We start from the raw sequence: 26,122 nt of genomic DNA, 5'->3' as shown, positions 1-26,122 counted from the left end.
GGATCCTCCAGCACCTAGCTATCGAGCGGTCGCCCTTGGGGCATCTCGGCTCAGCCCCCGGGACGGTTCGCCAGCCGCGATGGCATTCAATCACTTACCGGCAGGCGTGCACGACGCCTTGGCCCCATTGTCCGTCACGCCGGTGACACACTCGGTGCCGATGGCCAAGAATCACCGATCCGATCGATCCCCGACGGACACCGCGTCCGGCCCCGCTCCGGGCACGGTCCTGGACCGGCTCGCGTCCGGACCGAGCCGGGCTTCGCGCATCACTCATACGGAGCACTTGCCCCCGCGCGCGGGCCGCCATGCCCCCTGGCCGGACCGGATCCGTACGGAGGTCGTCGCCGCCGTGCGGGCCGCGGGCATCGACCACCCCTGGGCCCACCAGGCACGCGCCGCCGAGCACGCCCTGGACGGCGAATCGGTCGTGGTCGCCACCGGCACGGCCTCCGGCAAGTCCCTGGCGTACCTCGCGCCGGTCCTGTCGACGCTCCTGGACGGCTCCGAGGCCCCGAACGGCCGCGGCGCGACCGCCCTCTACCTCGCCCCCACCAAGGCCCTCGCGGCGGACCAGTGCCGGTCCGTGAAGGAACTTTCACATCCGCTGGGCCATTCGGTGCGCGCGGCGGTCTACGACGGCGACACTCCGTTCGAGGAACGCGAGTGGATCCGCCAGTACGCCAATTACGTGCTGACCAACCCGGACATGCTGCACCGGGGCGTCCTGCCGTCCCACCCCCGCTGGTCCTCCTTCCTCAAGGCGCTGAAGTACGTCGTCGTCGACGAGTGCCACACCTACCGGGGCGTCTTCGGCTCGCACGTCGCCCAGGTGCTGCGCCGACTGCGCCGGCTGTGCGCCCGTTACGGGGCCTCGCCGGTGTTCCTGCTGGCCTCCGCGACCGCCGCCGAGCCCGCGGTCGCCGCCCGCCGGCTCACCGGCCTGCCGGTGGTCGAGGTCGCCGACGACGCCTCACCGCGCGGTGAACTGGTGTTCGCCCTCTGGGAGCCGCCCCTGACCGAGCTGCACGGCGAGAGGGGCGCGCCCGTCCGCCGCACCGCCACCGCCGAGGCCGCCGACCTGCTGACCGACCTCACCGTGCAGGGCGTCCGCTCGGTCGCCTTCGTGCGCTCCCGGCGCGGCGCCGAGCTGATCTCCGTGATCGCCCAGGAACGCCTCGCCGAGGTCGACCGCTCACTGGTCCGGCGGGTCGCGGCGTACCGGGGCGGCTACCTCCCCGAGGAGCGCCGCGCCCTGGAACGGGCCCTGCACTCCGGCGAACTCCTCGGCCTGGCCGCGACCAACGCGCTGGAGCTCGGCGTGGACGTCTCCGGCCTGGACGCGGTGGTGCTCGCCGGATACCCGGGCACCCGGGCCTCCCTGTGGCAGCAGGCCGGCCGCGCGGGACGGTCCGGGCAGGGCGCCCTCGCCGTCCTGGTCGCCCGCGACGACCCGCTGGACACCTTCCTCGTCCACCACCCCGAGGCCCTGTTCGACCAGCCCGTGGAGTCCACCGTCCTCGACCCGGACAACCCCTACGTGCTCGCCCCGCACCTGTGCGCGGCCGCCGAGGAACTGCCCCTGACGGACGAGGACCTCGACCTGTTCGGCCCGGCCGCCGAGGGACTCCTCCCGCAACTGGAGGCCGCGAAGCTGCTCCGCCGCCGGACCAGGGCCTGGCACTGGACCCGCCGGGAGCGGGCCGCCGACCTCACCGACATCCGCGGGGAGGGCGGCCGGCCGGTCCAGGTCGTCGAGTCCGGCACCGGCAGGCTGCTCGGCACGGTCGACGCGGGCGCCGCCCACGCGAGCGTCCACGAGGGCGCGGTCCACCTGCACCAGGGCCGCACGTACCTCGTCCGGTCCCTCGACCTGGAGGACTCCGTCGCCCTGGTCGAGCAGGCGAACCCGACGTACACGACGGTCGCCCGGGACACGACGTCGATCTCCGTGCTGGAGACGGACACCGAGGTCCCGTGGGGCGCCGGCCGCCTGTGCTACGGCTCCGTGGAGGTCACCAACCAGGTGGTCTCCTTCCTGCGCCGGCGTGTCATCACCGGTGAGGTGCTGGGCGAGACGAAGCTCGACCTCCCTCCCCGCACGCTGCGCACCCGCGCGGTGTGGTGGACGGTCACCGAGGACCAGTTGGACCGGGCCCGGATCAATCCGGAGATCCTCGGCGGTGCCCTGCACGCCGCGGAGCACGCGTCGATCGGCATGCTGCCGCTCTTCGCGACCTGCGACCGCTGGGACATCGGCGGCGTCTCGATCCCCCTCCACCCCGACACGCTGCTGCCCACCGTCTTCGTCTACGACGGCCACCCGGGCGGCGCGGGCTTCGCGGAGCGCGCCTTCCACACCGCCCGCGCCTGGCTCACCGCCACCCGTCAGGCCATCGCCTCCTGCGAGTGCGAGGCCGGCTGCCCCTCCTGCATCCAGTCCCCCAAGTGCGGCAACGGCAACGACCCCCTGCACAAACGGGGCGCGGTACGGCTGCTCACGGTGCTGCTGGAGGGGGCGCCGGACGGGGCGGGGCCCGCGACGGCTCCGGGACCGGCGTCAGAGGCAGGACCGGGCTCGGGGACGGGACCGGGCTCGGGGACGGAATCGGCTCCTGAGCCGACGCCGGGGCCGGATCCGGGGCCGAATCCGGGTGCGGGGCCGGGTCCGGGGATTCCGCCTGGCCCGGAGGGCCCGGGGAGCCCGGAGGGCCCGGGGAGCCCGGAGGGCCCGGGGAGCCCGGAGGGCCCGCCCGTGCCCTGACCTCCGCCGTGAACGGACCCCGGCCTGACGCCACCGACACGTCCGAGACCTCGCCGTCGACCGCGCACCGCACGAGCCGCGTGCCCTGTGCCCGGGCCACCCGGTCCGCCCGGGCACAGGCGACCGTACCGCCCCGCGTCCAGTGGTCCGCCGCCGCGAGCGCCGCGAGGTCCGCGCCCCCGGCCGCGCGGTGCCGGACCACCACCGCGTGCCCGAGGGCCAGGACGACGCCGAAGACGACACACAGCACGGCGATCGCCCCGACGCTCCAGACGGTCGCGGAACCCCGGTCGGCGACGCCCCGGCCGGGGACCCCGGGCCGTCGCACCCGGTGGGCGGTGCTCATGCCCCCGCCCCCACCGTCTCCTCCACCGCCGCCACGGCCTCCTCCCGGACGTCGAAGGGCAGTCCGTCCAGCAGCGGGGGCCTGGCCACGACGACCACTCGGACGTGCCCGGCCTCCCTGCGCACCGTGACCTCCGCGCCGGACGGTGCCGCCTCCCGGGCCACCTCGGTGACCGCGTCGGGCGGGTCCTGCCGGGCCGCCGCGCGGGCGCCCGTGCGTGCCGCGTCCACGCACCGGATCTGTGCCGCCACCACCAGCAGCCCGTAGACCAGTGCCGTCGCGAACACCACCAGCACGGGCAGCACCACGGCCGACTCCGCCGTCACGAACCCCCGGTCCCGGCCCCGCTCACATCCGGCCATCGAGTGCCTGCTGCACGATGTTGCGCAGGGCCGTGCCGACCGGCCCGCTCGTGACCACCTTGTAGAGCACCACGGCGAACGCCACCGCCGCCACGATCCCCATCGCGTACTCGGAGGTCACCATCCCCGCGTCCCTCCGCGCCGCACGCGCCTTGCACACCAGGGCACGCAGCCGTGCCCGCACCGCCTGATACATCACAACCCCCATGAGGAAAGGTCCTGTCGGAACACCATGTGAAACACCACTCGTCTGCGCGGCCCGCTCACCGGCCGCCCGGTCGCTCCCCCGTCAGGCACCTCCTCCCAGCACCCCGCCCGCGAGCCCGATCACCACGGGCAGCACGCCGACCGCGACGAACGCGGGGAGGAAGCACAGCCCCACCGGCGCGCTGACCATGACGGCCGCCCGCCGGGCCCGTGCCGTCGCCGCGCGGGCCCACTCCGCGCGGGCCTCGGCGGCGAGCCGGGCCACGGGGGTGGACAGGGGCAGCCCGGACACGTCGGCCCGCTCCAGCAGCCGGGCCAGAGCCGCGGCGCCCGGCACCGAGGCCAGCCGCTGCCACGCCGCATCCGGTTCACCACCGAGCCGCACCTCCGCCGCACCCCGCGCCAGGGCCTCCCCGACCGGTCCGCCCAGGGCCTCCCCGACGGCCTGCGCGGCCGTCACCGGACCGGCGCCCGCCGCGATGCAGGCGGAGAGCAGGTCGGCGGCGAGGGGCAGTTGACGCGCCGCCCCGGCCGCGAGGCGCGCCCGCTCGCGCGCCTGCGGACCGTCCGCCGCCCGCCGCCGTCGCCACCGCCACAGTCCGGCCGCGGCGATCAGTCCCGCGGCGGCCCCGGCGAGACCGCCCACCAGCACCCATCCGGCACACGCCACGCCGGCGTGCGGCAGCCAGATCCGCGCGGCGTCCGGCACCGTGAGGCGTGGGGCGGCCGCTGCCCGCTCCAGGGCCAGCACCTCGGCCAGTCGCCGCCGCACCCGCCGCTCGTGTCGCCTCCGGTGCCACCACCACGCCGGCCACACCAGCGCCGAGACCACCCCCACCACTGCCCCCAGCCTGTGGACGACGTCCCCGCTCACCCCGCCACCTCCTCGGCGCCCCGCATGATCCGCAGCGCCCACCACAGCCCCAGCCCCTCCAGCACCCCGCTGGCCGCCAGACAGCCCAGCCCCGACGGTGTGTGCAGCAGGATCCGCAGCGGGTCGGCGCCGAGGGCCGCGCCGAGCGCGAGGCCCACCGCCGGGAGCCCGGCGAGCATCACCGCCGTGGCACGGGCACCGGCCAACTGGGCGCGCAGGTCGGCGCGCCGGTCGCGTTCGGCCCGCAGCGCCGCTTCCAGCCGGTCGAGTCCGTCCGCGAGCCCGGCACCCTGGTCCACCGCCACCCGCCAGCACGCGGCGAGCCCTCGCAGCCCCTCGGCGCCCGGCTGCGCCGCCGCCGCGAGCGCCTCCGGAACGTCCCCGCCGAAGCGCGCCGCCGCCAGCACGGCCGCCTGGGCGTCACCGAGCCCGCCGGAGTCCCGCACGGCGGTCAGCAGCGCCGCGCCGGGTTGCCGCCCCGCACGCACCTCCCCGGCGAGCGCGCCGCACAACGCGATCACCGCGTCCTCCCGGCTCTCGCGCACCCGGCGCTCCCGGGCGGCCAACCGCACCCGCCGCAGCAGGGGCACCCCGGCCGCCCCCGCGACGACGGGCAGCACCGACGCCCCCAGCACCGCCAGCACCACCCCGGCGGCCGGCGACCACCACTCCGCGTGCAACCGCCCGCGGATCCGCCGCCACTCGCGGGTCGCGCGGGACCATCCCGGCGGCCCGTCCCCGGCCGCTGCCCCGCCGGCCAGCAGCGATCGCGCCCGCCGGACCCCGGCCCGGCCACCGCCCCACAGCCAGGCCGCGATCCCCAGGCACGCCGCGGCCGCGCCCGTCGGCATCCCGGCCGGCATCCTGAACGTCCCGTTCATGCCCCGGTCCCCTCCCGTGGTCCGCTGCCGCGGTCCGTGGTCCGCAGCAGTCCCCGCAGCCGCTCCCACCCCCGCTCGTACGCGAAGGCCTCCGGGCCCCACCGCAGCGCCGGCACCGTCCGGACCAGTCCCGACGGGTCCCGTTCCAGCACGTGCACCTCCGCGATCCGCCGCCGCCCGGTCCGGTCGCGCACGAGGTGCAGCACCACCGAGAGGGCGGCCGCCAGCTGGCTGTGCAGCGCGAGCCGGTCGAGCCCGGCGGCCGTACCGAGCGCCTCCAGCCGGGCCGGCACGTCGGCGGCGGCGTTGGCGTGAACAGTTCCGGAGCCGCCTTCATGGCCCGTGTTGAGGGCGGCCAGCAGATGGACCACCTCCGCGCCGCGCACCTCGCCCACGACCAGCCGGTCCGGCCGCATCCGCAGCGCCTGCCGCACCAGGTCCTCGAGGGTGACGAGCCCCGCGCCCTCCTGGTTGGCGGGTCTGGTCTCCAACCGCACGACGTGCGGGTGATCGGGCCGCAGTTCCGCCGAGTCCTCGGCCAGCACGATCCGCTCGTCCGGCCCGACCAGTCCCAGCAGGGCGCTCAGCAGGGTCGTCTTGCCGCTGCCGGTGCCCCCGCTGACGAGGAACGACAACCGGGCGTCCAGCAGCGCCCGCAGCACGCGGTCCCCGCCCGGCGGCACCGTCCCGGCCGCCACCAGCTCGTCGAGCGTGAAGGCGCGGGGCCGCACGACCCGCAGCGACAGACAGGCACAGCCGACGGCCACCGGGGGCAGCACCGCGTGCAGCCGCGTCCCGTCGGGCAGGCGCGCGTCGACCCAGGGCCGGGCGTCGTCCAGGCGCCGGCCGGCCACGGCGGCGAGCCGCTGCGCGAGACGCCGAACGGCCACCGCGTCGGGGAAGGAGACGTCGGTGAGCTCCAGCCCTCCGCCCCGGTCGACCCAGACCCGGTCCGGCGCGGACACCAGCACGTCCGTCACCGACGCGTCGGCGAGGAGCCGTTCCAGCGGCCCGCTGCCGACCAGCTCGGAGCGCAACTGCTCGGCCGCTCGCAGCACTTCGGCGTCCCCGAGCACCCGCCCCTGGTCCCGCAGCGCCTGCGCCACCCGCGCGGGCGTCGGCTCGGCCCCACTCTCGGCCAGCCGCCGCCGCACTCCGTCGAGCAGACCGGGCGGCATGCCCGCCCCGGTCACCGCAGGCCCCCTCATGCCGCCCTCGCCTCCACCAGCACCCGCTCCCAGAACTCCCTGCAGAAGCGGGCCAGGGGACCCCGGCGCGACACCCCGGGCGGTCGCCCCGTCTCCTGCGGGCGCTGCAGCGAGGGTTCGACGGGCACGTCCCCCGCCAGGGGGAGTCCGAGCAGCCGGGCCACCTCGCGGTCGTCCAGACCGGGCGCGTACGGCCCGCGGACCGCCACCCGCAGGTCGCGCAGGACCATGCCCACGGCGGAGGCGACGCGTCCCGCCGCCGCGACGGCGCGCAGCTCCGCGGGAACCAGGAGGAGTCCGAGGTCGAGCTGGGCGAGGACCTCGGCGACCCCGTCGTCGACGCGGCGCGGCAGGTCGACCACGACCACGCCGCCCCCGCGCCGCGCCGCGGCGAGCACCGCGCGTACGGCCTGGGGCGGTACGGCGACGCAGTCGCCGCGGTCCCAGCTGAGCACCCGCAGGGAGTGCAGCTCGGGCAGCGACTCCTCCAGGGCCCCGCCGCCGACCCGTCCGCGCGAGGCGGCGAACGCGGGCCAGCGCAGCCCCTCGGCGGTCTCTCCGCCGAGCACCACGTCGAGTCCGCCGCCCAGCGGATCCGCGTCCACCAGGAGGGTGCGCAGCCCCTCCCGCGCGGAGGTGACGGCGAGCGCGCACGCGAGCGTGGACGCTCCGGCCCCGCCCCGGCCGCCGATGACGCCGACCGTCAGGGCGGGCCGTCCGACGCCCTCCGCCACATCGGCGATGCGGTCCACCAGCCACTGCTCGCCGTCGGGCAGCATCAGCACGTGGTCGGCGCCGATCTCGACGGCCCTGCGCCAGACCCCGGAATCGTCCTGGTCGCGGCCGACGAGCACCACCCCTCGTCGTCTCGGGGCCCCGCGCACGCGCCGCGCGGCGTCGTCGCCGACGAGGACGAGCGGCGCGGCCTCCCAGCCGCTCCTCGGCTCCGGCATCCCGTGATGGACCTCCGGTGTGGCGCCGGCCGCCGCGCACAGGCGCAGCAGGTCGTCGAGGAGTCCGGCGTCCTCGGTGACGATCAGCGGTGCGCCCTGGCGGCCTCCGGCGGCGGGCAGCGGATCACGCGTGACGGTTCCAGCCATGGTCGTCCTTCTTTGCTGCATCTTTCGCGGGCTCCTGCGGCCCGCGATTCCCGACGTGTGAAGAGCCGGCGAGCCGCCTCCCGGGGGAAGGCGGACGGAAACCGGCCATACGCGCCCCGGCAAACGACGAACCGGGCGTGAACTCGTGACGAGCGGGACGCGCTGGAAACACGGTGCAGCGATCGGAAAAACCGCGTGGATCTTGGTGGAAAACTGTGGACGCCTCGACCGTTGTGAATATCGCCGTCACCCATAGCGGTGAGCCGTGCACATCTCCTGCGCGATTACCGCAGAGCAGTCCGACGACTACCCACAGCTATCATTCATGCGCATGACAATCTCTCCTCGCTCACCACACCGGCACAGGGCCTTGGTTACGAAGAGAGGAAGAAAACCCACCCGGACATGCGACGACCCCCGCCGGGGGGGAGAGCGGGGGTCGTCCCCACGGCCGACTCGGGGGGGAGGAGTCGGACCGGGTTAGCACGGTCGCGAACGATCCGTGACTTCCATGGTGTACCCGAGAGCCCTCTCAGGCAAACCCACACGCCCCACCTTACGCCGAATGGGCTGCGCCTATGCTCAAGGGCGTGGAAAACCACTCGTCGCCCCGCACAGCCGCCTTCTTTGACCTGGACAAGACGGTCATTGCGAAGTCGAGCACACTCACGTTCAGCAAGTCGTTCTACCAAGGCGGTCTGATCAACCGCAGAGCGGTCCTGCGCACCGCGTACGCCCAGTTCGTCTTCCTGGCCGGCGGCGCCGACCACGACCAGATGGAGCGGATGCGCAAGTACCTGTCCGCACTGTGCCGCGGCTGGAACGTCCAGCAGGTCAAGGAGATCGTCGCCGAGACGCTGCACGACCTGATCGACCCGATCATCTACGACGAGGCCGCCACCCTGATCGAGGAGCACCACACCGCGGGCCGCGACGTCGTGATCGTGTCCACCTCCGGCGCCGAGGTCGTCGAGCCGATCGGCGAACTGCTCGGCGCCGACCGGGTCGTGGCCACCCGCATGGCCGTGGGGGACGACGGGTGCTTCACCGGTGAGGTGGAGTACTACGCGTACGGCCCGACGAAGGCCGAGGCGATCAGGGAACTGGCCGAGTCCGAGGGCTACGACCTGGCCCGTTGCTACGCCTACAGCGATTCGGTGACCGATGTGCCGATGCTGGAGGCCGTGGGCCACCCGCACGCGGTGAACCCGGGCCGCGCGCTGCGCCGGGAGGCCCTCGCGCGCGAGTGGCCGATCCTGGACTTCCACCGGCCCGTCCGGCTCAAGCAGCGCTTCCCGGCGTTCTCCGTGCCGCCGCGCCCCGCCCTGGTCGCGGCGGCCGCCATAGGGGCGGCCGCGGCCACCGCGGGCCTCGTCTGGTTCGCCAGCCGGCGCCGCGCGACGGTGGCCTGACCGCCTTGCGGAAACACTCCGCCGATCGCCGGCCGTCCCCCGCGCACATCGGCGCCCGTTCCGCACCTGTTTGAACCTAAAAGTAAAGAAGCGAGACCGGCACTTCCGCTTCCCTTGGTCCTGGAGTACAAAGGAATCGACGGCCCGCGAGACCAAGGACATCCGAGAGGATCACCTTCACCACGCATATGGCCCCACGGACCGCGCATGGACACCGGGCACCCACGCGACGTCGACCCGTCGATTACGGGCCAGCCGCACCAGGTGACGGGCAAAGTACCCGACCTGATGGGCATGTATCGAGGACGCCTGGTAACCCGGTGGGCATGCCAGCGGCGGTACGAGAACTCGTACCGCCGCATTTCTGTCCGCCCGCACGGGCCCTTTTCCTTCTCACCCCGCATGCGTGCCGCATCGCGTGCATGCCGCATTCCGTACGCGCGTCACCGCGTGCGCGTCACATCCCGTGCGCGCGTCACGCCGCTCCCCGCTGGAGCGCCTCGCACACCGCCGTCGACTCGCGCGCCCCGAGTTCGATCGCGCGCCCGCAGTGGACGATCCAGGCCGCCACGCCCTCGGGCGTGCCGGAGACATAGCCCTCCAGGGCCGCCAGATAGGCCTCGCGCCCCAGTTCGGCGTGGCCCACCTCGGCCGGGCAGACCGCCTTCGGGTCGAGGCCGCTGCCGATCAGGACGATCCGTTCGGCCGTCCGTGCGACCAGGCCGTTGTGGGAGACGAAGGGGCGCAGGGCGAGGAGCTCGCCGTGGACGACGGCGGCCGTCACCAGCGCCGGGGCGGAACCGCCCGCGATGACGAGCTCGGAGAGCCCTTCCAGCCGGCCGTGCGCCTCCGCCGCGCTCGGCAGCCCGAGCCCGATCAGGGGCTCGTCGACCGGCTCGCCCTCCTGCCGGGGCCGCCCGACCCGCTCGGCCTTGTCGGCCGCCGCCACCAGGTGCAGCCTGGCCAGCACCCTCAGGGGCGACTGCCGCCAGATCGACAGCAGCTGGCCCGCCTCGGCGGTCAGGCGCAGGGCCGCGCCCATCGTGCGCGCCTCGGCGTCACCGCTGAAGTCGCTGCGCCGGCGCACCTCCTCCAGGGCCCAGTCGGCGCCCGAGAGCGCCGCCGAGCCGCGGGCGCCGCGCAGCGCCGCCTCGGAGGTGATCTCGTTGCTGCGCCGCCGCATGACCCGGTGTCCGTAGACCCGGTCCACGGCCTTGCGCACGGACTCCACGGAGTCGGCCACGCCGGGCAGGGAGCCCAGGGCCGCGAGGGGGTCGGCGGTAGCGCCTCTCGTACTCATGAGTACGACCCTACGCACCCCGGGCACCGGCCCCACGTTGGAGTGGTCTTCTTCACGCCCACCCCTCACCCGCAGCCATTGATCCACTACGCTTGGTGAACATGAAAATTGCTTTCGTTGGGAAGGGCGGCAGCGGAAAGACGACCCTGTCCTCCCTGTTCATCCGTCACCTCGCGGCCGAGGGTGCCCCGGTCGTCGCGGTCGACGCCGACATCAACCAGCACCTGGGAGCCGCGCTGGGCCTCGACGAGGCGGAGGCGGCCGCGCTGCCCGCGATGGGCGAGCACCTGCCGCTGATCAAGGACTACCTGCGCGGCACCAACCCGCGCATCGCGTCCGCCGAGACGATGATCAAGACGACACCGCCCGGCGCGGGCTCCCGGCTGCTGCGGGTGTGCGAGGACAACCCGGTCTACGACGCCTGCGCACGGCCGGTGGAACTCGACGGCGGGACCGTCCGTCTGATGGTCACCGGCCCCTTCACCGACGCCGACCTGGGGGTCGCCTGCTACCACTCCAAGACCGGAGCGGTGGAGCTGTGCCTGAACCACCTGGTGGACGGCCCCGGCGAGTACGTCGTGGTGGACATGACGGCCGGCTCGGACTCCTTCGCCTCCGGCATGTTCACCCGCTTCGACGTCACGTTCCTCGTGGCCGAGCCGACCCGGAAGGGGGTTTCCGTCTACCGCCAGTACAAGGAGTACGCCCGCGACTTCGGAGTGACCCTGAAGGTCGTCGGCAACAAGGTGCAGGGCCCGGACGACCTCGACTTCCTCCGTGCGGAGGTCGGGGACGACCTGCTCGTGACGGTGGGGCACTCGGACTGGGTCCGGGCCATGGAGAAGGGCCGGCCGCCCCGCTTCTCCCTCCTGGAGGAACCGAACCGCCGTGCCCTGCGCCTGCTGCACACCACCGCCGACGTGACGTACCGGCTGCGCGACGAGGAGCGCTACACCCGCCAGATGGTGCACTTCCACCTGAAGAACGCCCGGTCGTGGGGCGACGAGCGCACCGGGGTCGACCTGGCGGCGCAGGTCGACCCGGACTTCGTGCTCGGCGAGAGGGCTACGACGCCCGTCTGACCCTCACCGCTTCTTCTTCGCCGGCGCCCCGGGCGCCCCCTTGGGCGCCGGGGCGGGGGCGGCGGACAGGAAGGACTTCCAGCCCTGCTGCGGGGCCTCGCCGACGTCCAGGGTGCGCAGCTTCGCCAGCGTCTTCGGGTCCTGGGCGTCCAGCCAGTCCACGAGCTGCCGGAAGGAGACGCAGCGCACCTCGGACTTGGTGCACACCGTCTCGACGACCTCCTCGACGGCCCGCATGTAGGTGCCGCCGTTCCAGGACTCGAAGTGGTTGCCGATGATCAGGGGTGCGCGGTTGCCCCGGTAGGCCCGCTCGAACCCCTGGAGCAGACCGTCCCGCATCTGGTCGCCCCACCGCTCGTGCTGGGCCGGGTCGCCCTGGGTGGCGGTGCCGGACTGGTTGACCATGAAGTTGTAGTCCATGGCGAGCTGCTCGAAGGAGTGCCCGGGGAAGGGCACGAGCTGCAGCGACAGGTCCCACAGGCCCTGCTTCCTCTTCGGCCACACCTGGGGGTTGACGCCGCTGGTGTCGTAGCGGAAGCCCAGGTCGCGGGCTGCCTCCATGAAGTTCTCCTGGCCCTCCAGGCACGGGGTGCGGGCGCCGATGAGCTCCTCGTCGTAGTCGAAGGGCAGCGGAGCCGCGTCCTTCAGGCCGGTGTTGGTCTTCCAGGTCTTCACGAAGCGTTTGGCCTGGCGGATCTCGTCCTTCCACTCCGCCACCGACCACTCGCCGACCCCACCGCCGCTGCCGCAGAAGTGCCCGTTGAAGTGGGTGCCGATCTCGTTGCCCTCCAGCCAGGCCAGGCGCAGTTGCTGCACGGTGTCGGCGATGCCCTGCCGGTCGTTGAAGCCGATGTCGGAGCGGCCCGGGGAGTGCCGCGGCGGGTGGTACAGGTCGCGCTTCTCCTCCGGGAGCAGGTACACACCGCTCAGGAAGTACGTCATGGTCGCGTCGTTCTTCCTGGCGACCTCGCGGAAGCGGGAGAAGAGCTTCTGGCTGTCCTCGCCCGCTCCGTCCCAGGAGAAGACGACGAACTGCGGCGGCTTCTCGCCCGGCTCCAGCCGTTCGGGCCGGGGCAGGTGCGGCTGCGCCCCGGTGTACGCGGTGGAGCCGTCGCCGATCAGCCGGACGACGCTCTTCGGCCCGGGAGCCGGTTCGGCCTTCTCCCGGCTCCTCTCCCGCTCGCCGGTGCCGTCGGCTCCGGCTCCGCAGCCGGCGAGCGAGGCGACGCACACCGCGGCGACCACGGTGCCCGCGGCGATCCTGTGGGTGGCGGCCATCCGCCCACCTTCTTCCTTCTCTCGGACCGGCCCCGATGGGGGCGATGTCTGGTGCCGTGCCGCTCCGGGCCGACGGCGCCGCCAACGTCGCACGGAACCGAGAAGGAATAAGTACGACAAGCCGATGAAATGACCGCTTCACTCGCGAGGATGATCACCTCGCCCATTTGCACAGAAAGCCCCGACTCGACCTTCACTCTTAATTACGGCTCACTTACGGACCGTTGACGCACCCCACCGCTCCACGCCGTGCCGCACGGGTGCGGGGCGCCAGCACGTTCCAGCACGGCGCCGCCCTTCTGGCGCGCGGCGAACCGGCCCGTCCCCGGAGTCCGGCGGCGCGAGGGGGCCCGTACGGGTGTGAGAGGCGTTACACCCCTTGAACCGGCTTGCTCCGGTGTCCGTGGGAACGGTTGACCGGGACGACGGACGGCGGTCCACCTCCACCCGATAGGTCTAAACCATTTTGCCGTCGGCCCTTGTCAGCGCACTCCAGGTCTGATGAGCTGTGGTCTGGGACACAACGGACACTCCGGGAAAGGCAGATGCCGTGAGCAATGAAAGCCTGGCCAACCTTCTGAAGGAGGGGGCGGGACGATGAGCGAGAATTCTTCCCTCTCCAACCTGCTGAAGGAGGAGCGTCGCTTCACGCCCCCCGCCGACCTGGCCGCGAACGCCAACGTCACGGCAGAGGCGTATGAACAGGCCAAGGCTGACAGGCTCGGCTTCTGGGCCGAGCAGGCCCGCCGACTGACCTGGGCCAAGGAGCCCACGGAGACCCTCGACTGGTCGAATCCACCGTTCGCCAAGTGGTTCGCGGACGGCGAGCTCAACGTCGCCTACAACTGCGTCGACCGGCACGTCGAGGCCGGCCACGGCGACCGGGTCGCCATCCACTTCGAGGGCGAGCCGGGCGACAGCCGCTCCCTCACCTACGCCCAGCTCAAGGACGAGGTCTCCCAGGCCGCCAACGCCCTGCTCGAGCTGGGGGTCCGCAAGGGCGACCGGGTCGCCGTCTACATGCCGATGATCCCGGAGACGGCGATCGCGATGCTGGCCTGCGCCCGCATCGGTGCCGCGCACTCCGTCGTCTTCGGCGGCTTCTCCGCGGACGCCCTCGCGACCCGCATCCAGGACGCCGACGCCAAGGTCGTCATCACCGCTGACGGCGGCTACCGGCGCGGCAAGCCCTCCGCGCTCAAGCCGGCCGTGGACGAGGCCGTCGGGCGCGTGGAGCACGTCGAGCACGTCCTCGTCGTCCGCCGCACCGGCCAGGACGTCGCCTGGACCGAGGGCCGCGACGTGTGGTGGCACGACATGGTCGGGCGGCAGAGCACCGAGCACACCCCGGAGGCGTTCGGGGCCGAGCAGCCGCTGTTCATCCTCTACACCTCGGGCACGACGGGTAAGCCGAAGGGCATCCTGCACACCTCCGGCGGCTACCTCACCCAGACGGCGTACACGCACTGGGCCGTCTTCGACCTCAAGCCGGAGACCGACGTGTACTGGTGCACGGCCGACGTCGGCTGGGTCACCGGGCACTCGTACATCGTCTACGGCCCGCTCGCCAACGGCGCCACCCAGGTCATGTACGAGGGCACGCCGGACACCCCGCACCAGGGACGCTTCTGGGAGATCGTGCAGAAGTACGGCGTGACGATCCTCTACACCGCGCCCACCGCGATCCGGACGTTCATGAAGTGGGGCGACGACGTCCCCGCGAAGTTCGACCTGTCCTCGCTGCGGGTCCTCGGCTCCGTCGGCGAGCCGATCAACCCCGAGGCGTGGATCTGGTACCGCAAGAACATCGGCGCGGACCGCACCCCGGTGGTGGACACCTGGTGGCAGACCGAGACCGGCGGCATCATGGTCTCGCCGCTGCCGGGTGTGACCGCGGCCAAGCCGGGCTCCGCCCAGACCCCGCTGCCCGGCATCGAGGCGACCGTCGTCGACGACGAGGCGAACGAGGTGCCCAACGGCGGCGGTGGCTACCTGGTGATCACCGAGCCGTGGCCGTCGATGCTGCGCACCATCTGGGGCGACGACCAGCGGTTCATCGACACCTACTGGTCGCGGTTCGAGGGCAAGTACTTCGCGGGTGACGGCGCCAAGAAGGACGACGACGGCGACATCTGGCTGCTCGGCCGGGTCGACGACGTCATGCTCGTGTCCGGCCACAACATCTCCACCACCGAGGTCGAGTCCGCCCTCGTCTCCCACCCGTCGGTCGCCGAGGCGGCCGTGGTCGGCGCGGCGGACGAGACGACCGGCCAGGCGATCGTCGCCTTCGTGATCCTGCGCGGTACGGCGGCGGAGACCGACGACCTGGTCGCCGAGTTGCGCGGCCACGTGGGCGCCACGCTCGGCCCGATCGCCAAGCCCAAGCGGATCCTGCCGGTGGCCGAGCTGCCGAAGACCCGCTCCGGCAAGATCATGCGCCGGCTGCTGCGCGACGTCGCGGAGAACCGTCAGCTGGGAGACGTCACCACGCTGACCGACTCCACCGTCATGGATCTCATCCAGTCCAAGCTGCCCCAGACGCCCAGCGAGGACTGAGCGGGCGCGGGCCGGTCACCGGACCGGTCCCCGACCGATCACCGCCCGACGGGGCATCCGACACGTGCCGGATGCCCCGTGCGGCGTGCGGGGAACGTGCGTGGGGGACGTGACCAGGGATCTTCCGGTGCGGCCCAGGAGCACGTTAGGTAAGCTAAACGGTAAGAACCGTCTCATGGAGCGCCGGGAAGTCTGGTCGGCACGCGATTCGTGCTACCCGACAACCTGAGGATCCACCTGTGACCGCGCCCCGCACCCCCCGCAAGGCTCTCGGACGTCTCTCCCTGCCCGAGCGGACGTTCGTCGCGGACGCCCTGCGCACCGAGACCGTCGGCGGTGTACTGCTCCTCTTCGCCGCCGTCACCGCGCTGATCTGGGCGAACGTACCCGCGCTGCGCGACAGCTACGAAAGCGTCAGCCACTTCCACCTCGGCCCCGAGGCCCTCGGGCTGAACCTGTCGGTCGCGCACTGGGCCGCCGACGGACTGCTGGCGGTCTTCTTCTTCGTCGCCGGGGTCGAACTCAAGCGTGAACTCGTCGCGGGCGACCTGCGCGACCCCAAGGCGGCCGCGCTGCCGGTCGTCGCCGCCCTGTGCGGCATGGCCGCGCCGGCGCTCGTCTACACGCTCACCACCACCGCCGGGGGCGGCTCGCTGGCCGGCTGGGCCGTGCCCACCGCCACCGACATCGCCTTCGCCCTCGCCGTGCTCGCCGTCATCGGCACCTCCCTGCCGAGCGCGCTGCGCGCCTTCCTGCTCACCCTCGCCGTCGTCGACGACCTGTTCGCGATCCTGATCATCGCGGTCTTCTTCACCTCCGACCTGAACTTCGCCGCGCTCGGCGGCGCGGTCGCGGGCCTGGCCGTCTTCTGGCTGCTGCTGCGCAAGGGCGTGCGCGGCTGGTACGTGTACGTCCCGCTCGCGCTCGTCGTGTGGGGGCTGATGTACAACAGCGGCATCCACGCCACCATCGCCGGTGTCGCCATGGGCCTGATGCTGCGCTGCCACCGCCGCGAGGGCGAGGAGCAGTCCCCCGGCGAGCACATCGAGCACCTCGTCCGGCCGTTCTCGGCGGGTCTCGCGGTCCCGCTGTTCGCGCTGTTCAGCGCGGGCGTGGCCGTCTCCGGCGGCGCGCTCGTGGACGTGTTCGCCCAGCCCGAGACGCTCGGCGTCGTGCTCGGACTCGTCGTCGGCAAGATGTTCGGCATCTTCGGCGGCACCTGGCTGACGGCCCGTTTCACCCGGGCCTCGCTCAGCGAGGACCTCGCCTGGGCGGACGTGTTCGCCGTGTCGGCCCTCGCCGGGATCGGTTTCACCGTCTCGCTGCTCATCGGCGAACTGGCCTTCGAAGGCGACGCGGCGATGACCGACAGCGTCAAGGCCGCCGTGCTGACCGGCTCGCTGATCGCCGCCGTCCTCGCGACGGTGCTGCTGAAGGTACGGAACGCCAAGTACCGCAAGCTGGCCGAGGAGGAGGAGCGCGACGAGGACCTCAGCGGCGTCCCGGACGTCTACGAGCAGGACGACCCGGCGTACCACCTGCGCATGGCGGAGATCCACGAGCGCAAGGCCGCCGAGCACCGGCGACTCGCCCGGGAGAAGGCCTACGAGCGGGACGGGCTTGCCGAAGTGCCGGGCAGGGCAGGCGAGGACCACGACGGTCCGGCATGATCTGACGAGACGGTACAAAAGACAGAACCACGGCAGTCGCACCCGGACAACCGGAGGCAAGCGGCCGGACACGGACCGTCGGACGGCAGACTGAACCGTACGTGCAGGCACACAGAAGTACGCAGAAGAGGGAGACCGCGATGAGCGCACCCGACGGCAGCCCGGTCGGCGCCGAACGCAGCATCGGCCAGCTGTTCGCCTCGGCGACGGCGGACATGTCGGCGCTGGTGCACGACGAGATCGCGCTGGCGAAGGCGCAGCTCAAGCAGGACGTCAAGCGGGGCGCCACCAGCGGCGGCGCGTTCACGGCGGCCGGCGTGCTGCTCCTGTTCTCCCTGCCGATGCTGAACTTCGCCCTGGCCTACGGCATCCGCACCTGGAGCGGCTGGAACCTCGCGCTCTGCTTCCTCCTCTCCTTCGCGGCGAACGTGCTGGTCGCGGCGGCCCTCGCGCTGATCGGCGTCGTCTTCGCGAAGAAGGCCAAGAAGGGCCAGGGGCCGCAGAAGGTCGCCGCCTCGATGAAGGAGACGGCGGGCGTGCTGCAGAAGGCCAAGCCGCACCCGCGCCCCGAGCTGCCGGAGGACCGGGTCCCCCCGGCCATCGAGGCTGTGGCACGCTCGTCCTCATGACGGGCTCCTTCGTCCCTTCGGGGCAATCCCCTCCGGCGCAACCCACCTCGGTCGTACGCCTCGACATCCCCGGTGGTGCCGAGGTGACCCACCGGGACGTCGCCGCCAACGGCGCCCGCTTCCACATCGCGGAACTGGGCGACGGCCCGCTGGTGCTGCTGCTGCACGGCTTCCCGCAGTTCTGGTGGACCTGGCGGCACCAGCTGACGGCGCTCGCCGACGCCGGGTTCCGGGCCGTCGCCATGGACCTGCGGGGCGTCGGCGGCAGCGACCGCACACCGCGCGGTTACGACCCGGCCAACCTCGCGCTGGACATCACCGGGGTGGTCCGCTCCCTCGGGGAGCCGGACGCCGCGCTGGTCGGCCACGACCTGGGCGGCTACCTGGCGTGGACGGCGGCGGCGATGCGCCCCAAGCTCGTACGGCGCCTGGCGGTCGTGTCCATGCCGCACCCGCGGCGCTGGCGGTCGGCGATGCTCTCCGACGCCAGGCAGTCGGCCGCCCTGTCGCACATCTGGGGATTCCAGCGGCCCTGGATCCCCGAGCGCCGGCTCACCGCGGACGACGGGGCGCTGGTGGCCGAGCTCATCCGGGACTGGTCCGGGCCGCGGCTGCCGGACGAGGAAGCGCTGGCCACCTACCGGCGGGCCATGTGCATCCCCTCCACGGCGCACTGCTCGATCGAGCCGTACCGCTGGATGGTGCGCTCCCTGGCCCGCCCGGACGGTTTCCAGTTCAACCGCCGGATGAAGCGGCCGGTGCGGGTGCCGACGCTGCACCTGCACGGCTCGCTGGACCCCGTGGTGCGCACGCGCAGTGCCGCCGGGTCCGGGCAGTACGTCGAAGCGCCGTACCGCTGGCGGCTGTTCGACGGCCTCGGGCACTTCCCGCACGAGGAGGACCCGGTCGCCTTCTCGACCGAACTGGTCAACTGGCTGAAGGATCCCGAACCGGACCGGTGACCGGGCGGACGCTCCCGGTGCCGCCCGCGCCGCCGTCCCGGTGTCGCCGCCGGCGCACGCGTCGACGGCGCCCCGGCACACACGTCCGAACACCCGTTCCACGAACGGCCACTTGCCCGGCGCATAGGCCAATTGAGTGCCCACGAAGCGGTTATCGACCATGGGGCGGGGGCAGACGTCGGGGTATGGGCTGGACGCACGACTACAGTGACGCACGCCGCACTCGCCGCTCGGCGGGCGGTATGGGTTCCCACCAGCGAGGCGGTGCACCGCAGATGGCAGGTACGGACCTCAGGGTGGGCATTCCACACATCCTCCGCCGCCGGGCCCGCTGGGTCTCGGTCCGTCTGCGCCACCCGCGCGGCTGACCGGACGTCCGCCCGGACGGCCTGCGTCCACCGGCCGTCCGCAGGACTCCTCCACGTTTCCCGCGGGGCTCCGTCGTGTTTCCCGCGGGATACTCCGTGTTTCCCGCGGGACCCGCCGCGTCCCCGGAGGGCCTAGAGGGCACAGCTGTCGCTGTCCACCTGCTGGTTCGCGGTGCGGCCCTTGGTGATGTCCTCCTGGATCTCGTCCACGGTGAGCGCGTACCCGGTCTCCGCGTCGTCCAGGGACTTCGCGAAGACCACGCCGTAGACCCTGCCCTCGGGGGTCAGCAGCGGGCCGCCGGAGTTGCCCTGACGGACGGTCGCGTAGAGGGAGTACACGTCACGGCGGACCGTGCCCCGGTGGTAGATGTCCGGACCGTTGGCCGTGATGCGCCCCCGCACGCGCGCGGGACGGACGTCGTACGCCCCGTTCTCCGGGAAACCGGCGACGATCGCGCCGACGCCGGTGCGCGCGTCCTCGGTGGTGAAGCGCAGCGCGGGCGCCTTCAGGTCGGGGACGTCGAGAACGGCGATGTCGCGCTTCCAGTCGTAGAGGACGATCGTCGCGTCGTACTTCCTGCCCTCGCCGCCTATCTGCACGACCGGCTCGTCGACACCGCCCACGACGTGCGCGTTGGTCATCACGCGGCGGTCGTCGAAGACGAAGCCGGTGCCCTCCAGGACCTTGCCGCAGTCGAGGGCGGTGCCCGTGACCTTGACGATGGAGCGCTGGGCGCGGATCGCCACGGCGCTGTTCGCGAGGGCCGGGTCCGGGGGCCGGACGTCGGTGATCGGCTCGCTGGCGAACGGGCTGAAGACCTGCGGGAAGCCGTTCTGCGCGAGGACGGAGGAGAAGTCGGCGAACCAGGTGTCGGCCTGGTCGGGCAGCGCCCGGGAGACCCCGAGCAGCACCTTGGAGCTGCGGACCTCCTTGCCGAGCGTCGGCAGCGTCGTACCGGCGAGGGCCGAGCCGATCAGCCAGGCGACCAGGAGCATCGCGACGACGTTGACCAGGGCGCCGCCGGTGGCGTCCAGCGCGCGGGCCGGGGACCAGGTGATGTAGCGGCGCAGCTTGTTGCCGAGGTGGGTGGTCAGGGCCTGCCCGACGGAGGCGCAGACGATGACCACGACGACCGCGACGACCGCGGCGGCCGTGCTGACCTCGGAGTTGTCCGTCAGGACGTCCCACAGCACGGGCAGCGTGTACACGGCGGCCAGACCGCCGCCCAGGAACCCGATCACCGACAGGATGCCGACGACGAACCCCTGGCGGTAGCCGACGACCGCGAACCAGACGGCGGCGACCAGCAACAGGATGTCCAGCACGTTCACCGCTTCACGCCTCGCCTCGTCGTTCCGGTCGCTCCCGCTCGGCCGGAGTCCGGAGGCGGGCGGCGCGAACCGCCGTCGTCATCGGTCCCCGGAGCGCACGGCACGGCGCCCACCCTGTCATGCCCCCCAGTCCAGCGGGACCTGCCGGTCGCGGTCCCAGGGGCGCTCCCATCCGGCGAAGTGCAGCAGCCGGTCGATGACCCCGGCCGTGAAGCCCCACACCAGGGTCGATTCGACCAGGAATGCCGGGCCGCGGTGGCCGCGGGGATGGACCGCGGTCGCCCGGTTGGCCGGATCGGTGAGATCCGCCACGGGGACCGTGAAGACCCGGGCGGTCTCCTTCGGATCCACCACGCCGACCGGGCTGGGCACGCGCCACCAGCCCAGCACGGGCGTGACGACGAAGCCGCTGACCGGGATGTAGAGCTTGGGCAGGACGTCGAAGAGCTGGACGCCGGACGGGTCGAGCCCGGTCTCCTCCTCGGCCTCGCGCAGCGCGGCCCGCAGCGGCCCGTCGCCCTGCGGGTCGCCGTCCTCGGGGTCGAGGGCACCGCCGGGGAAGGACGGCTGGCCCGCGTGCGAGCGCAGCGAACTCGCCCGCTCCATGAGCAGCAGCTCCGGGCCGCGCTCGCCCTCGCCGAACAGGACGAGGACGGCGGACTGGCGCCCCGCGCCGTCCTCCGGGGGCAGGAAGCGGCTGAGCTGCCTCGGCGCCACCGTCGCCGCCGCGTGGACCACCGGGTCCAGCCAGGCGGGCAGGTCTTCCTTGCCGAGCGTCACCCGACCGCTCCGGGTGCCGCTCGCCGTGTCGCCCGCTCTCGTCATCGCCACCCCCGCCGTCCTGTCCCGTCCCACACCGCGCCTCACGGGTCCAACGCCCGGCGTCCCCGAGATCGTTCCGCGGGCCGCGGCCGTGCGCGCCGCCCCGTCATCCGGCCCCCAGCGGCGGGGCCGGCCGGCCGCCGGCGTCCAGGTAGGCCTGCGGGGGCTTCAGACGCTGGCCCGGGAAGCCGCCCTTCTCGTACTTCAGCAGCTTCTTCGCCTTCTCCGGGTCCGTCTCGCCCTCGCCGTACGCCGGGCAGAGCGGGGCGATGGGGCAGGCGCCGCAGGCGGGCTTGCGGGCGTGGCAGATGCGGCGGCCGTGCCAGATCACGTGGTGCGAAAGGTCGGTCCAGTCGCTCTTGGGGAACAGCGCGCCGACCGCGGCCTCGATCTTGTCGGGGTCGGTCTCCTCGGTCCAGCGCCAGCGGCGGACCAGGCGCTGGAAGTGCGTGTCCACGGTGATGCCGGGGCGGCCGAAGGCGTTGCCGAGCACGACGAAGGCGGTCTTGCGGCCGACGCCGGGCAGCTTCACGAGGTCCTCGAGCCGGCCCGGCACCTCGCCGCCGAACTCCTCCACCAGCACCTTGGAGAGCCCGATCACCGACTTGGTCTTGGCCCGGAAGAACCCGGTGGGGCGCAGGATCTCCTCCACCTCCTCGGGGTTGGCCGCGGCCAGGTCCTCGGGGGTGGGGTACTTCGCGAAGAGGGCGGGGGTCGTCTGGTTGACGCGCAGGTCGGTGGTCTGGGCCGAGAGCACCGTGGCGACGACGAGTTGGAAGGGGTTCTCGAAGTCCAGCTCGGGGTGCGCGTACGGGTACACCTCGGCGAGCTCGCGGTTGATGCGGCGGGCGCGGCGGACGAGCGCGGTGCGCGACTCGTTCCCGGCCGGCCCGGCGACGGTCCTCGCCGGGGCGTCCTTCACGGCGGCGGTGCCCTTCTCCGGTGCGGCGAGGGGCTTCTCGGCAGCCCGGGCCCTCCTGACGGGGGCGGACTTCCCGGCTGTCGCCCTGCCCGCGGACGCCGGCTTCCTCGCCGCCGCCTTCTTCTTCCCCGCGGGCCCGGCCGCGGCCTTCTCGGCGGGCGCGGTCTTCCCGGCAGACCCGGTCCCTCCGGCGGCGGCCTCGCCCGCCGGCTCGGGTTTCTCCTCGGCCGCGCCCTTCGCGCGGGCCGTCGGCTCCTCCTTCACCGGCGTCCCCTTTGTCGCTTCCGCCGTTTTCCTACCGCCATCGGGGTCCTGTTCGCCCACAGCGGAATCACGTCGTACCCTCATCCGCGCAGCCCCCTCGGCCTGTGCTCTCACCGGCGATTTGGACACCCGGCCAGCCTACGACCCGGCGTCGACATCCGCCCCGGGCCCCGGAGATCGGGGTCCAATTGGACCCCTGCCGCTTACCCCGACAGGCCCGTGCGGCATCCTTGTGACAGATCACACTGTTTGGACCGTCCGGCAAAATGGGCACCACGGTCCCCTGGTACGTGGGGGAACAAGATCCCCTGAGCAGGTCGACAAGGAGAGAACTCGTGGACGACGTTCTGCGGCGGAACCCGCTCTTCGCGGCGCTCGATGACGAGCAGGCCGCGGAGCTTCGCGCCTCCATGAGTGAGGTGACCCTGGCACGGGGCGACTCCCTGTTCCACGAGGGCGACCCCGGCGACCGGCTGTACGTGGTCACCGAGGGCAAGGTGAAACTCCACCGCACCTCCCCCGACGGCCGCGAGAACATGCTCGCCGTCGTCGGCCCCGGCGAACTGATCGGCGAACTGTCGCTCTTCGACCCGGGCCCGCGCACCGCGACCGCCACGGCGCTCACCGAGGTGAAGCTGCTCGGCCTCGGCCACGGAGACCTCCAGCCCTGGCTGAGCGCCCGCCCCGAGGTGGCCACGGCGCTGCTGCGGGCGGTGGCACGACGGCTGCGCAAGACCAACGACGCCATGTCGGACCTGGTGTTCTCGGACGTCCCGGGCCGTGTCGCGCGCGCCCTGCTCGACCTCTCCCGCCGCTTCGGCGTGCAGTCGGAGGAGGGCATCCACGTCGTGCACGACCTCACGCAGGAGGAACTGGCCCAGCTGGTCGGCGCGTCCCGCGAGACGGTCAACAAGGCCCTGGCGGACTTCGCCCAGCGCGGCTGGCTCCGTCTGGAGGCCCGTGCGGTGATCCTCCTGGACGTCGAGCGCCTCGCGAAGCGCTCCCGCTGACACCCGCCCCGACTCCTCACGGGCCCGAGCCCCGCCTTCCCGGAAGGCGGGGCTCCGTCGTGTCCGGTCCCCCGCGCCCGGACGACCCGAGGGCCCGCCGGGCCACGGCCGGCCCTAGATGAGCCCGTGCCCCCGCAGGTACTCCAGTTGGGCCCGTACGGACAGCTCCGCGGCGGGCCACAGGGAGGGGTCGACGTCGGCGTAGACGTGGGCGACGACCTCGGACGGGGTGCGGTGGCCGTTCTCGACGGCCGTCTCGACCTGGGCGAGGCGGTGGGCGCGGTGGGCGAGGTAGTACTCGACGGCACCCTGGGCGTCCTCCAGGACGGGTCCGTGGCCGGGCAGGACCGTGTGGACGCCGTCGTCGACGGTGAGGGAGCGCAGACGGCGCAGGCTGTCCAGGTAGTCGCCGAGGCGGCCGTCGGGATGGGCCACCACGGTCGTGCCGCGGCCCAGGACGGTGTCCCCGGTGAGGACGGCCCGGTCGGCCGGGAGGTGGAAGGAGAGGGAGTCGGCGGTGTGGCCGGGGGTCGGCACGACCCTCAGCTCCAGGCCCCCGACGGTGACGACGTCACCGGCGGCCAGCCCCTCGTCGCCGAGCCGCAGCGCCGGGTCCAGCGCCCGCACCTTCGTGCCGGTCAGCTCGGCGAACCGGGCGGCGCCCTCGGCGTGGTCGGGGTGACCGTGCGTCAGCAGGGTGAGGGCGACGCGCTGTCCGGCCCGCTCGGCCGTGTCGACGACGTGCCGCAGGTGCCCCTCGTCCAGCGGGCCGGGGTCGACCACGACCGCGAGGCCGGAGCCCGGTTCCGCCAGGATCCAGGTGTTGGTGCCGTCCAGGGTCATCGCCGAGGCGTTGGGGGCCAGGACGTTGACGGCGCGCGGGGTGGCCCGGCCGGAGAGGTCCCCGCCCCTCGGCCGGCCGGGAAGGGCTGCTGCGTCCGTCATACGGGTGCTCCACCGGTCGGGATGCGTTGGGTGAACTCGTCGTGCCCCGGCCAGGAGAGCACGATCCCGCCCTCCTCCGGGCGCGCGGTGGCCAGCACCGGCGTGAGATCGCGCGCGGGCGCCGCGTCGAGCGCCCGGGCCACCGTCGCGTACGCCGTCAGCTGGCGCAGGGTCGCGATGGTCGGCGGCATCATCAGCAGCTCGCCGCGGTCGTACGCGGCGGCCGCCTCACGCGGGGCGATCCACACCGTGCGGTCGGCCTCCGTGGAGGCGTTGCGGGTGCGCTGTCCCTCGGGGAGCGCGGCGACGAAGAACCAGGTGTCGTAGCGGCGCGGCTCGAACTCGGGGGTGATCCAGCGCGTCCAGGCGCCGAGCAGGTCCGAGCGCAGGACCAGCCCGCGGCGGTCGAGGAACTCCGCGAAGGAGGTCTCCCGCGCGACCAGCGCGGCACGGTCCGCCTCCCAGTCCTCGCCCGTGGTGTCGCCGACCACGGAGTCGGGGGTCGGGCCGGCGAGCAGGACGCCGGCCTCCTCGTACGTCTCCCGCACGGCCGCGCACACGATCGCCTGGGCCTCCGCCTCGTCGACGCCGAGCCGCCGGGCCCACCAGCCGCGCGCGGGGCCCGCCCAGCGGACGTGACGGTCGTCGTCACGCGGGTCGACACCGCCGCCGGGGTAGGCGTACGCACCGCCGGCGAAGGCCATGGAGGCACGTCGGCGCAGCATGTACACGGCAGGCTCGTCGCCGGTGTCCTTGAGCAGCATGACGGTGGCCGCGCGTCTCGGCGCGACCGGTGTGAGCGTGCCGTCCGCGAGCGCACGGATCCGGTCCGGCCATTCCGGCGGGTACCACTGCCCACCGGCCTGCACATTCGCCATGGCCGGAGGCTATCCCGTGACGGGCAGATGTTCGAGTGCCCATCGGGACGGGAGCAGGAGGCCGCCCCGGCACCCCGCTCGGCGCGACGGCGGGAACGGCAGCACAACAGCGGGAGCAGCACAACAGCAGGAAGGGACGGCGCGACGTCAGGAGGGCCGACGCGACGGCAGGAACGAGGGCGCGACGGCAGGAGGGAACGGTACGGCGGCAGAGGGGACGGTACGGCGGCAGGCGGGGCGGACGCGTCCCCGCCGCCCCCACCGTCCTGGCGGCGCGGTACCGGCCGACCGGTACCGCGCGCCGTCCGCCGGAGGCCTACGCCTCCGTGAGCTCCACCTGGACCTCGACCTCGACCGGTGCGTCCAGCGGCAGCACCGCGACGCCCACCGCGCTGCGCGCGTGCACGCCCTTGTCGCCGAGGACCTCGCCCAGCAGCTCGCTCGCGCCGTTGAGGACGGCCGGCTGCCCCGTGAAGTCCGGGGCGGAGGCGACGAAGCCGACGACCTTCACCACGCGCGCGACGCGGTCCAGGTCACCGGCGACGGACTTGACCGCCGCGAGGGCGTTCAGCGCGCAGACGCGCGCCAGCTCCTTCGCCTCCTCCGCCGTGACCTCCGCGCCGACCTTGCCGGTCACCGGGAGATGGCCGTCCACCAGCGGGAGCTGGCCGGCGGTGTAGACGTACCGCCCCGACCGCACGGCCGGCTGGTACGCGGCCAGCGGCGGGACGACCTCGGGCAGGCTCAGCCCCAGCTCGGCCAGTTTCGCCTCGACGGCGCTCATGCCTGCTTCTCCCGCTTGAGGTAGGCCACCAGCTGCTCGGGGTTGTTGGGCCCGGGCACGACCTGGACGAGCTCCCAGCCGTCCTCGCCCCAGGTGTCCAGGATCTGCTTCGTGGCGTGGACGAGCAGCGGCACAGTCGCGTATTCCCACTTGGTCATGCGGCCGA

24 protein-coding genes and 1 pseudogene are annotated in these 26,122 nt (G+C 73.3%); 9 read left to right on the top strand and 16 right to left on the bottom strand.

Annotated elements, in window-relative coordinates; all coding sequences use genetic code 11:
* Nucleotides 1-79: 79 nt before the first annotated feature.
* Nucleotides 80-2,764 (top strand): DEAD/DEAH box helicase, encoded by a 2,685-nt coding sequence (locus CP969_RS21565; protein ID WP_223887093.1) that lies wholly within the window; start codon nucleotides 80-82, stop codon nucleotides 2,762-2,764.
* Nucleotides 2,765-2,804: 40 nt separating this feature from the next.
* Here the strand turns inward: CP969_RS21565 and CP969_RS21560 are convergent.
* The 7 genes and pseudogenes from CP969_RS21560 to ssd form a co-directional block, all read right to left on the bottom strand.
* Nucleotides 2,805-3,110 (bottom strand): annotated as a pseudogene (locus CP969_RS21560) (Rv3654c family TadE-like protein); the annotation flags it as partial.
* On the bottom strand, nucleotides 3,107-3,472 hold the full coding sequence (locus CP969_RS21555) for a TadE family type IV pilus minor pilin (protein ID WP_051044411.1): 366 nt from the start codon (nucleotides 3,470-3,472) through the stop codon (nucleotides 3,107-3,109). The gene CP969_RS21555 and the pseudogene CP969_RS21560, both read right to left, overlap by 4 nt.
* A complete protein-coding gene (locus CP969_RS21550; protein WP_026084992.1) occupies nucleotides 3,459-3,668 on the bottom strand; it encodes a DUF4244 domain-containing protein in 210 nt (69 codons plus the stop codon). The genes CP969_RS21555 and CP969_RS21550 overlap by 14 nt, the downstream gene beginning before the upstream one ends.
* A gap of 93 nt (nucleotides 3,669-3,761) precedes the next feature.
* Nucleotides 3,762-4,553 (bottom strand): type II secretion system F family protein, encoded by a 792-nt coding sequence (locus tag CP969_RS21545; RefSeq protein WP_016825240.1) that lies wholly within the window; start codon nucleotides 4,551-4,553, stop codon nucleotides 3,762-3,764.
* On the bottom strand, nucleotides 4,550-5,434 hold the full coding sequence (locus tag CP969_RS21540) for a type II secretion system F family protein (RefSeq protein ID WP_223887092.1): 885 nt from the start codon (nucleotides 5,432-5,434) through the stop codon (nucleotides 4,550-4,552). Before CP969_RS21540 ends, CP969_RS21545 begins: the two co-directional genes overlap by 4 nt.
* Entirely contained in the window at nucleotides 5,431-6,642 is a 1,212-nt protein-coding gene (locus CP969_RS21535) for a TadA family conjugal transfer-associated ATPase (protein ID WP_039831000.1), read from the bottom strand. The genes CP969_RS21540 and CP969_RS21535 overlap by 4 nt, the downstream gene beginning before the upstream one ends.
* Nucleotides 6,639-7,742 (bottom strand): septum site-determining protein Ssd, encoded by a 1,104-nt coding sequence (gene ssd, locus CP969_RS21530; RefSeq protein WP_016825243.1) that lies wholly within the window; start codon nucleotides 7,740-7,742, stop codon nucleotides 6,639-6,641. Before ssd ends, CP969_RS21535 begins: the two co-directional genes overlap by 4 nt.
* 578 nt (nucleotides 7,743-8,320) lie before the next feature.
* On the opposite strand from ssd, the gene CP969_RS21525 reads away from it, so the two are divergent.
* Nucleotides 8,321-9,154, top strand: a complete 834-nt coding sequence (locus CP969_RS21525; RefSeq protein ID WP_004985180.1) for an HAD family hydrolase — start codon at nucleotides 8,321-8,323, stop codon at nucleotides 9,152-9,154.
* Between the two features lie 475 nt (nucleotides 9,155-9,629).
* Here the strand turns inward: CP969_RS21525 and CP969_RS21520 are convergent, their stop codons facing one another.
* Nucleotides 9,630-10,454 carry a Fic family protein gene (locus tag CP969_RS21520; protein WP_016825244.1) on the bottom strand — a complete coding sequence of 275 codons (825 nt, stop codon included), beginning with the start codon at nucleotides 10,452-10,454 and terminating at the stop codon, nucleotides 9,630-9,632.
* Nucleotides 10,455-10,555: 101 nt separating this feature from the next.
* Here CP969_RS21520 and CP969_RS21515 point away from each other — a divergent pair, with 101 nt between their 5' ends.
* Nucleotides 10,556-11,536, top strand: coding sequence for an ATP-binding protein (locus tag CP969_RS21515; RefSeq protein ID WP_039831557.1), 981 nt, complete (start codon nucleotides 10,556-10,558; stop codon nucleotides 11,534-11,536).
* Nucleotides 11,537-11,539: 3 nt separating this feature from the next.
* Here the strand turns inward: CP969_RS21515 and CP969_RS21510 are convergent, their stop codons facing one another.
* Nucleotides 11,540-12,814: a polysaccharide deacetylase family protein gene (locus tag CP969_RS21510; RefSeq protein ID WP_016825246.1), complete on the bottom strand. Its 1,275-nt coding sequence runs from the start codon at nucleotides 12,812-12,814 to the stop codon at nucleotides 11,540-11,542.
* A 597-nt stretch (nucleotides 12,815-13,411) separates the two neighbouring features.
* Here CP969_RS21510 and acs point away from each other — a divergent pair.
* From acs to CP969_RS33930, 5 genes are all read left to right on the top strand, one after another.
* Nucleotides 13,412-15,370 carry an acetate--CoA ligase gene (gene acs, locus CP969_RS21505; protein ID WP_016825247.1) on the top strand — a complete coding sequence of 653 codons (1,959 nt, stop codon included), beginning with the start codon at nucleotides 13,412-13,414 and terminating at the stop codon, nucleotides 15,368-15,370.
* 239 nt (nucleotides 15,371-15,609) lie between these two features.
* On the top strand, nucleotides 15,610-17,040 hold the full coding sequence (gene nhaA / locus CP969_RS21500; RefSeq protein ID WP_016825248.1) for a Na+/H+ antiporter NhaA: 1,431 nt from the start codon (nucleotides 15,610-15,612) through the stop codon (nucleotides 17,038-17,040).
* Nucleotides 17,041-17,180: 140 nt separating this feature from the next.
* The gene (locus CP969_RS21495) at nucleotides 17,181-17,669 is read left to right on the top strand and encodes a phage holin family protein (protein WP_004985194.1); all 489 of its coding nucleotides are present in this window, start codon (nucleotides 17,181-17,183) and stop codon (nucleotides 17,667-17,669) included.
* Complete coding sequence (locus CP969_RS21490) at nucleotides 17,666-18,631, top strand: alpha/beta fold hydrolase (protein WP_004985196.1); 966 nt, start codon at nucleotides 17,666-17,668, stop codon at nucleotides 18,629-18,631. Before CP969_RS21495 ends, CP969_RS21490 begins: the two co-directional genes overlap by 4 nt.
* 185 nt (nucleotides 18,632-18,816) lie before the next feature.
* Nucleotides 18,817-18,999 carry a hypothetical protein gene (locus CP969_RS33930; RefSeq protein ID WP_078495378.1) on the top strand — a complete coding sequence of 61 codons (183 nt, stop codon included), beginning with the start codon at nucleotides 18,817-18,819 and terminating at the stop codon, nucleotides 18,997-18,999.
* 132 nt (nucleotides 19,000-19,131) lie between these two features.
* Here CP969_RS33930 and CP969_RS21480 read toward each other — a convergent pair whose 3' ends face one another.
* From CP969_RS21480 to nth, 3 genes are all read right to left on the bottom strand, one after another.
* Nucleotides 19,132-20,331, bottom strand: coding sequence for a MarP family serine protease (locus tag CP969_RS21480; RefSeq protein WP_016825250.1), 1,200 nt, complete (start codon nucleotides 20,329-20,331; stop codon nucleotides 19,132-19,134).
* 117 nt (nucleotides 20,332-20,448) lie between these two features.
* On the bottom strand, nucleotides 20,449-21,156 hold the full coding sequence (locus CP969_RS21475; protein WP_039831559.1) for an NUDIX hydrolase: 708 nt from the start codon (nucleotides 21,154-21,156) through the stop codon (nucleotides 20,449-20,451).
* Nucleotides 21,157-21,259: 103 nt separating this feature from the next.
* Nucleotides 21,260-22,339 (bottom strand): endonuclease III, encoded by a 1,080-nt coding sequence (gene nth / locus CP969_RS21470; RefSeq protein WP_016825252.1) that lies wholly within the window; start codon nucleotides 22,337-22,339, stop codon nucleotides 21,260-21,262.
* 335 nt (nucleotides 22,340-22,674) lie between these two features.
* Between nth and CP969_RS21465 the strand changes: the two genes are divergently transcribed.
* Nucleotides 22,675-23,349 (top strand): Crp/Fnr family transcriptional regulator, encoded by a 675-nt coding sequence (locus tag CP969_RS21465; protein WP_004985207.1) that lies wholly within the window; start codon nucleotides 22,675-22,677, stop codon nucleotides 23,347-23,349.
* A gap of 114 nt (nucleotides 23,350-23,463) precedes the next feature.
* On the opposite strand, the gene CP969_RS21460 is transcribed toward CP969_RS21465, so the two are convergent.
* From CP969_RS21460 to CP969_RS21445, 4 genes are all read right to left on the bottom strand, one after another.
* Nucleotides 23,464-24,294 carry an MBL fold metallo-hydrolase gene (locus tag CP969_RS21460; protein ID WP_004985210.1) on the bottom strand — a complete coding sequence of 277 codons (831 nt, stop codon included), beginning with the start codon at nucleotides 24,292-24,294 and terminating at the stop codon, nucleotides 23,464-23,466.
* On the bottom strand, nucleotides 24,291-25,172 hold the full coding sequence (locus CP969_RS21455) for an NUDIX hydrolase (RefSeq protein WP_004985213.1): 882 nt from the start codon (nucleotides 25,170-25,172) through the stop codon (nucleotides 24,291-24,293). Before CP969_RS21455 ends, CP969_RS21460 begins: the two co-directional genes overlap by 4 nt.
* Before the next feature lie 316 nt (nucleotides 25,173-25,488).
* Nucleotides 25,489-25,956 (bottom strand): RidA family protein, encoded by a 468-nt coding sequence (locus CP969_RS21450; RefSeq protein ID WP_004985215.1) that lies wholly within the window; start codon nucleotides 25,954-25,956, stop codon nucleotides 25,489-25,491.
* Nucleotides 25,953-26,114 (bottom strand): DUF4177 domain-containing protein, encoded by a 162-nt coding sequence (locus CP969_RS21445; RefSeq protein ID WP_003975360.1) that lies wholly within the window; start codon nucleotides 26,112-26,114, stop codon nucleotides 25,953-25,955. Before CP969_RS21445 ends, CP969_RS21450 begins: the two co-directional genes overlap by 4 nt.
* Between the last annotated feature and the right edge of the window lie 8 nt (nucleotides 26,115-26,122).

This window comes from Streptomyces viridosporus T7A, from assembly GCF_008704515.1.
GTDB classification, from domain to species: Bacteria; Actinomycetota; Actinomycetes; order Streptomycetales; family Streptomycetaceae; genus Streptomyces; species Streptomyces viridosporus.
Note: the sequence above shows the minus strand (reverse complement) of the source record. Positions and strands in the feature narration are given on the sequence as shown.

What these genes read in the sequence shown, in the direction of transcription:
- CP969_RS21475 (WP_039831559.1), bottom strand. Translation starts at nt 21,156, where the DNA reads ATGACGAGAGCGGGCGACACGGCGAGCGGCACCCGGAGCGGTCGGGTG.
- CP969_RS21565 (WP_223887093.1), top strand. Translation starts at nt 80, where the DNA reads ATGGCATTCAATCACTTACCGGCAGGCGTGCACGACGCCTTGGCCCCA.
- CP969_RS33930 (WP_078495378.1), top strand. Translation starts at nt 18,817, where the DNA reads ATGGGCTGGACGCACGACTACAGTGACGCACGCCGCACTCGCCGCTCG.
- CP969_RS21490 (WP_004985196.1), top strand. Translation starts at nt 17,666, where the DNA reads ATGACGGGCTCCTTCGTCCCTTCGGGGCAATCCCCTCCGGCGCAACCC.
- CP969_RS21510 (WP_016825246.1), bottom strand. Translation starts at nt 12,814, where the DNA reads ATGGCCGCCACCCACAGGATCGCCGCGGGCACCGTGGTCGCCGCGGTG.
- CP969_RS21460 (WP_004985210.1), bottom strand. Translation starts at nt 24,294, where the DNA reads ATGACGGACGCAGCAGCCCTTCCCGGCCGGCCGAGGGGCGGGGACCTC.
- CP969_RS21555 (WP_051044411.1), bottom strand. Translation starts at nt 3,472, where the DNA reads ATGGCCGGATGTGAGCGGGGCCGGGACCGGGGGTTCGTGACGGCGGAG.
- CP969_RS21535 (WP_039831000.1), bottom strand. Translation starts at nt 6,642, where the DNA reads ATGAGGGGGCCTGCGGTGACCGGGGCGGGCATGCCGCCCGGTCTGCTC.
- CP969_RS21495 (WP_004985194.1), top strand. Translation starts at nt 17,181, where the DNA reads ATGAGCGCACCCGACGGCAGCCCGGTCGGCGCCGAACGCAGCATCGGC.
- CP969_RS21515 (WP_039831557.1), top strand. Translation starts at nt 10,556, where the DNA reads ATGAAAATTGCTTTCGTTGGGAAGGGCGGCAGCGGAAAGACGACCCTG.
- CP969_RS21540 (WP_223887092.1), bottom strand. Translation starts at nt 5,434, where the DNA reads ATGAACGGGACGTTCAGGATGCCGGCCGGGATGCCGACGGGCGCGGCC.
- CP969_RS21450 (WP_004985215.1), bottom strand. Translation starts at nt 25,956, where the DNA reads ATGAGCGCCGTCGAGGCGAAACTGGCCGAGCTGGGGCTGAGCCTGCCC.
- CP969_RS21455 (WP_004985213.1), bottom strand. Translation starts at nt 25,172, where the DNA reads ATGGCGAATGTGCAGGCCGGTGGGCAGTGGTACCCGCCGGAATGGCCG.
- ssd (WP_016825243.1), bottom strand. Translation starts at nt 7,742, where the DNA reads ATGGCTGGAACCGTCACGCGTGATCCGCTGCCCGCCGCCGGAGGCCGC.
- CP969_RS21445 (WP_003975360.1), bottom strand. Translation starts at nt 26,114, where the DNA reads ATGACCAAGTGGGAATACGCGACTGTGCCGCTGCTCGTCCACGCCACG.
- acs (WP_016825247.1), top strand. Translation starts at nt 13,412, where the DNA reads ATGAGCGAGAATTCTTCCCTCTCCAACCTGCTGAAGGAGGAGCGTCGC.
- CP969_RS21550 (WP_026084992.1), bottom strand. Translation starts at nt 3,668, where the DNA reads ATGTATCAGGCGGTGCGGGCACGGCTGCGTGCCCTGGTGTGCAAGGCG.
- CP969_RS21525 (WP_004985180.1), top strand. Translation starts at nt 8,321, where the DNA reads ATGCTCAAGGGCGTGGAAAACCACTCGTCGCCCCGCACAGCCGCCTTC.
- CP969_RS21520 (WP_016825244.1), bottom strand. Translation starts at nt 10,454, where the DNA reads ATGAGTACGAGAGGCGCTACCGCCGACCCCCTCGCGGCCCTGGGCTCC.